Consider the following 5176-nt stretch of genomic DNA (forward strand, 5'->3'; position numbering starts at 1 on the left):
GGCTGCGCGGCGGACACGCCAACGTCACCGCTGAATGCCACGCCATTTTTGCAGAACTTGACGCACACAACTTGAGGGATCCAGGGGAGATTGTATGGCGCTTCCGCTTCCGCTTTCGCCAACTACCAACGCTGGGCAGGCGGGTCGTTTACCAACGCTGGGCAGGCGGGTCGTTCATAGCCGCATTGTACGCGTCAATCGAAAAACGCTTCCACCACATTGCGCTTGCCGAGCATGAAGGCGTCGGCGACATGTTGGAGCGGAGCGAGATCGACGTCGGAGACGCCGGCGCGCACAATCTCGGCGAAGCGCTTGTAGAGCATCGGATATTCGGCTTCCGGCTCGTCGTGAACGACGCGGCCGTCGACCGCGAGTTTTGCGCCGCCGCCAGAAAGCACCATCGCGCCCTTGTCCGTCTCGGCCAGGATGTCCCAGCTTTGCGGGCCGGTCTGGCGCCAGTCGAGTTCCATCGCCACCGGCAAGCCGTTCGAGGTGCGGAAGGCGATGTGCGCGGCGATCGGGGCGGCGCGGTTTTCGGGAAAATCGAGGATTGCCGAGCTGATGAACATCGCCGGCAATATGTGGGTCGCGATCGACAGCGCGTTGATGCCGGGATCGAAGACGCCGAAGCCGCCTGGAGCCCAGATCCAGTCCTGGTTCGGATGCCAGCGGCGCACGTCCTCCTTCCAGTTGATGGCGGCCGACCTGATCTGGGTCGAGCCTAAAAATGCACGTGCGGCTTCCACCGCCGGCGCATAGCGCGAATGCCAGCTGGCGAACAGCGAGACGCCGTTTGCCGCGGCCAGCGCTTTCAGATCTTCGACCTCGCTGACCGTGGCGCCGGGTGGCTTTTCCAGAAAAACATGCTTTTTTGCTTCGAGTGCCGTCCGCGCGGCGTCGTAGCGGAACTGCGGCGGCATGCAGAGCGATACGGCCTCGAGCTCCGGCACGGCGTCGAGCATCGCCTCGATATCAGGGAAATTCGCGATGCCGTCGACCTTGCCGTGCCGGCTGGCGGCGGCGGTGAGCAGGTAGTCGCGGTCCTTGGCCAGGGCCGGCAGGTGCTGGTCGCGAACAATCTTTCCCACGCCGACGATGCCGAGCTTGATGGGACCGCTATTCAGGGACATGGGAACTCCGCAGGTTGATATTGCGCTTGGTTCTTAGCAGAGAACCGATGCCGGGCAAGCAGTGCCAGACCGCGACGGCCCCAAACCGCGACCGCCAGGGACATGGCTGGTCACAGCGGCACGTCGAAGGTGACGATCGACACTTCGCCTTCAAGCGCGCCCTGATAGGCCGACAAATGCGGCTCTTCGTCGGGCACGCCGTCCAGGTCGCCGATCTGGTCGAGTTCCGCCTCGGCGTAGCCTTCGGCCGCCAGTGATTCGAGCGCCCGGCGCACCGCCGAATCGTCGTCGGGCGCGACCAGCATGAGGTGGACGCCTTCCGGCTTGCCGCCCTTTCTTTTCCACGCCCGACCGGTGATGATGGTGACCGGGCGCTCATCATTGTCGTTCACGGGCCGATTCCTCCGGGCGAGGGGATTTGCGCTGTTCATGTCGCTTTTTCGCATGAAGCGTGGCTATGCAACAGCCGAGGGCCGGTCACTTTCTTCCTTGCTCTTGCAAAATGGCGAAAGAAAATTACATGCGCTTTTCGCATGGCTGCCAAGCCTCGGTTTCAGCGTAATATTTGGTGCTCCGGGGTTGACGGGCAACAGGCTTGCGAGTAGAAGCCGCCCAGTCAGAACCGATGTGAGGCTCTCCCTTCCGAAGCGACACGCTTTGGAGTTTGCCTCAAACAGGGTTCGTTTTACGAGCGAAAAGACATTTCCGGCGTGCATGAAGCGGTTTCCGCTTCCTCTGCCATTTGTTCGGGCAAGACCGCGAGGCGCGGTTTGTGGCCCGAATTTGCGTATGGAAATGACGCTTTGAGCGGCCCTGACCGGGCGAGACACGGAATTGAGAGACAAGAGGGTTTAATGCCTACCGTCAACCAGCTGATCCGCAAGCCGCGCATTGCGCCGGTGAAGCGCAACAAGGTCCCGGCCATGCAGCAGAACCCGCAGAAGCGGGGTGTCTGCACGCGCGTCTACACAACGACGCCGAAGAAGCCTAACTCGGCGCTGCGCAAGGTGGCCAAGATCCGCCTGACCAATGGTTTTGAAGTGATCGGCTACATCCCCGGCGAAGGCCACAACCTTCAGGAGCACTCGGTGGTGATGATCCGCGGCGGTCGCGTCAAGGATCTTCCGGGCGTCCGCTACCATATCATCCGCGGCGTGCTCGACACGCAGGGTGTGAAGAACCGCAAGCAGCGCCGTTCGAAATACGGCGCCAAGCGTCCGAAGTGACCGAAGCGTAGCCAAGGTCATCCCGGACGGCGCCAGGCGACGATCCGGGATCCAGGCCACCACGCAGAATTGAGGCAGAGAAAAAATGTCCCGTCGTCACAGTGCAGAAAAGCGTGAGATCAACCCGGACCCGAAGTTCGGCGATCTGATCGTCACCAAATTCATGAACGCCGTCATGTATGACGGCAAGAAGTCGGTTGCCGAGACCATCGTCTACGGCGCGCTCGACCAGGTTCAGTCCAAGACCAAGCAGGAGCCGGTCACCGTCTTCCATCAGGCGCTCGACAATGTCGCGCCGCATGTGGAAGTGCGTTCGCGCCGCGTCGGCGGCGCCACCTACCAGGTTCCGGTCGACGTGCGCCCCGAGCGCCGTCAGGCGCTGGCCATCCGCTGGTTGATCGCCGCCGCCCGCAACCGCAACGAGACCACGATGGTCGACCGCCTCTCCGGCGAGCTGATGGACGCGGCCAACAACCGCGGCACCGCCGTCAAGAAGCGTGAAGACACCCACAAGATGGCAGAAGCCAACCGCGCCTTCGCGCACTACCGCTGGTAAAGCGCGAACGAGACTGAAGAGGCACCTCCCATGGCCCGCGAATATAAAATCGAAGACTACCGCAATTTCGGTATCATGGCGCATATCGACGCCGGCAAGACGACGACCACTGAGCGCGTCCTCTACTACACGGGCAAGTCGCACAAGATCGGCGAAGTCCATGACGGCGCTGCGACCATGGACTGGATGGAGCAGGAGCAGGAACGCGGCATCACCATCACGTCCGCCGCGACCACGACCTTCTGGAAGGCTCGTGACGGCAAGATGCACCGCTTCAACATCATCGACACTCCCGGCCACGTCGATTTCACCATCGAGGTCGAGCGTTCGTTGCGCGTGCTCGACGGCGCCATTGCGCTGCTCGACGCCAACGCCGGTGTCGAGCCGCAGACGGAGACCGTCTGGCGCCAGGCCGACAAGTACCGCGTGCCGCGCATGATCTTCTGCAACAAGATGGACAAGATCGGCGCGGATTTCTATCGCTCGGTCGAAATGATCGGCTCGCGCCTCGGTGCGCAGGCTGTCGTTATGCAGCTGCCGATCGGCGCCGAGACCGAGTTCAAGGGTGTCGTCGATCTCGTCGAGATGAACGCGCTGGTCTGGCGCGACGAGACGCTGGGCGCCGCCTGGGACGTCGTCGAGATCCCGGACGACCTTAGGGCACGTGCCGAAGAATATCGCGAGAAGATGATCGAGGCCGCCGTCGAAATGGACGAGACAGCGCTCGAGAATTACCTCGACGGCAAGATGCCCAGCAATGACGAGATCCGCGCCCTGATCCGCAAGGGCACCATCGCGGTGAAGTTCTACCCGATGTTCTGCGGCTCGGCCTTCAAGAACAAGGGCGTGCAGCCGTTGCTTGACGCAGTCGTCGAATATCTGCCGTCGCCGGCCGACGTTCCGGCCATCAAGGGCGTCGATGCCAAGACCGACGCCGAGATCGAGCGTCACGCCGACGACAACGAGCCGCTGTCGATGCTCGCCTTCAAGATCATGAACGACCCGTTCGTCGGCTCGCTCACCTTTGCCCGCATCTATTCGGGCAAGCTCACCAAGGGCATCTCGGTCGACAATACGGTGAAGGGCAAGAAGGAGCGCATCGGCCGCATGCTGCAGATGCATGCGAATTCGCGCGCTGACGTCGAAGAGGCCTTCGCCGGCGACATCGTCGCCTTGGCCGGCCTCAAGGACACGACGACTGGCGACACGCTCTGCGATCCGCTGCATCCGGTCATCCTCGAGCGCATGGAATTCCCCGATCCGGTCATCCAGATCGCGATCGAGCCGAAGACCAAGAACGACCAGGAAAAGATGGGCCTTGCGCTGCATCGCCTGGCCGCCGAGGACCCGTCCTTCCGCGTCAAGACCGACGAGGAAAGCGGCCAGACGATCATCTCCGGCATGGGCGAACTCCACCTCGACATCATCGTCGACCGCATGCGTCGCGAGTTCAAGGTCGAGGCCAATGTTGGCGCGCCGCAGGTGGCCTATCGCGAGACGATCACCCGCAGGCACGAGCAGGACTACACCCACAAGAAGCAGACCGGCGGCACCGGCCAGTTCGCCCGTGTCAAGATCCTGTTCGAACCGAATCCGGAAAGCAGCGAATTCCTGTTCGAATCCAAGATCGTCGGCGGCGCTGTGCCGAAGGAATACATCCCCGGTGTCGAAAAGGGCATCAACAGCGTCATGACCTCTGGCCCGTTCGCCGGCTTCCCGATGATCGGCGTCAAGGCGACGCTGATCGACGGCGCCTACCATGATGTCGACTCCTCGGTGCTCGCCTTCGAAATCGCCGGCCGTGCCTGCTTCCGTGAAGCGGCGCCCAAGCTTGGCGTGCAGCTGCTCGAGCCGATCATGAAGGTCGAAGTGGTGACGCCGGAAGATTATGTCGGCAGCGTCATCGGTGATCTGAACGGCCGTCGCGGCCAGATTCAGGGCCAGGAATCGCGTGGCGTGGCGGTTGTTGTCAACGCCATGGTGCCGCTCGCCAACATGTTCAAATACGTCGACAATTTGCGCTCGATGAGTCAGGGCCGCGCGGCCTACACGATGCAGTTCGATCACTACGAGCCGGTCCCCACCGCGGTCGCTCAGGAAGTCCAGAAGAAATACGCGTAACCCCAACGGGTTGCAGCGCTAACTTAATTCAAAGCCCGCACGGGCGAGCAGGAATGGAGAGATCACATGGCAAAAGGTAAATTCGAGCGTACAAAGCCTCATGTGAACATCGGCACGATTGGCCATGTCGATCATGGCAAGAC

5 protein-coding genes and 1 pseudogene are annotated in these 5176 nt (G+C 61.9%); 4 read left to right on the forward strand and 2 right to left on the reverse strand.

The features are described 5' to 3' along the window. Window positions 1-194: 194 nt before the first annotated feature. Together AC0L18_RS32145 and AC0L18_RS32150 are read right to left on the reverse strand one after the other, a co-directional pair. Window positions 195-1130: a Gfo/Idh/MocA family protein gene (locus AC0L18_RS32145; protein ID WP_473495708.1), complete on the reverse strand. Its 936-nt coding sequence runs from the start codon at window positions 1128-1130 to the stop codon at window positions 195-197. A gap of 110 nt (window positions 1131-1240) precedes the next feature. Continuing rightward, window positions 1241-1522: a hypothetical protein gene (locus AC0L18_RS32150; RefSeq protein ID WP_023798115.1), complete on the reverse strand. Its 282-nt coding sequence runs from the start codon at window positions 1520-1522 to the stop codon at window positions 1241-1243. Window positions 1523-1984: 462 nt separating this feature from the next. Between AC0L18_RS32150 and rpsL the strand changes: the two genes are divergently transcribed. The 4 genes and pseudogenes from rpsL to AC0L18_RS32170 all read left to right on the forward strand — a co-directional run. Further along, window positions 1985-2356 carry a 30S ribosomal protein S12 gene (rpsL, locus tag AC0L18_RS32155; protein ID WP_006333356.1) on the forward strand — a complete coding sequence of 124 codons (372 nt, stop codon included), beginning with the start codon at window positions 1985-1987 and terminating at the stop codon, window positions 2354-2356. An 85-nt stretch (window positions 2357-2441) separates the two neighbouring features. After that, window positions 2442-2912, forward strand: a complete 471-nt coding sequence (gene rpsG / locus AC0L18_RS32160; protein WP_008875664.1) for a 30S ribosomal protein S7 — start codon at window positions 2442-2444, stop codon at window positions 2910-2912. A 30-nt stretch (window positions 2913-2942) separates the two neighbouring features. Continuing rightward, the gene (gene fusA / locus AC0L18_RS32165; RefSeq protein ID WP_473495709.1) at window positions 2943-5033 is read left to right on the forward strand and encodes an elongation factor G; all 2091 of its coding nucleotides are present in this window, start codon (window positions 2943-2945) and stop codon (window positions 5031-5033) included. A 66-nt stretch (window positions 5034-5099) separates the two neighbouring features. Then, window positions 5100-5176 (forward strand): annotated as a pseudogene (locus tag AC0L18_RS32170) (GTP-binding protein); the annotation flags it as partial.

The organism is Mesorhizobium sp. WSM4819, from assembly GCF_055811215.1.

Coding starts and splice junctions, on each gene's coding strand:
- rpsL (WP_006333356.1), top strand. CDS start 1,985: ATGCCTACCGTCAACCAGCTGATCCGCAAGCCGCGCATTGCGCCGGTG.
- rpsG (WP_008875664.1), top strand. CDS start 2,442: ATGTCCCGTCGTCACAGTGCAGAAAAGCGTGAGATCAACCCGGACCCG.
- fusA (WP_473495709.1), top strand. CDS start 2,943: ATGGCCCGCGAATATAAAATCGAAGACTACCGCAATTTCGGTATCATG.
- AC0L18_RS32145 (WP_473495708.1), bottom strand. CDS start 1,130: ATGTCCCTGAATAGCGGTCCCATCAAGCTCGGCATCGTCGGCGTGGGA.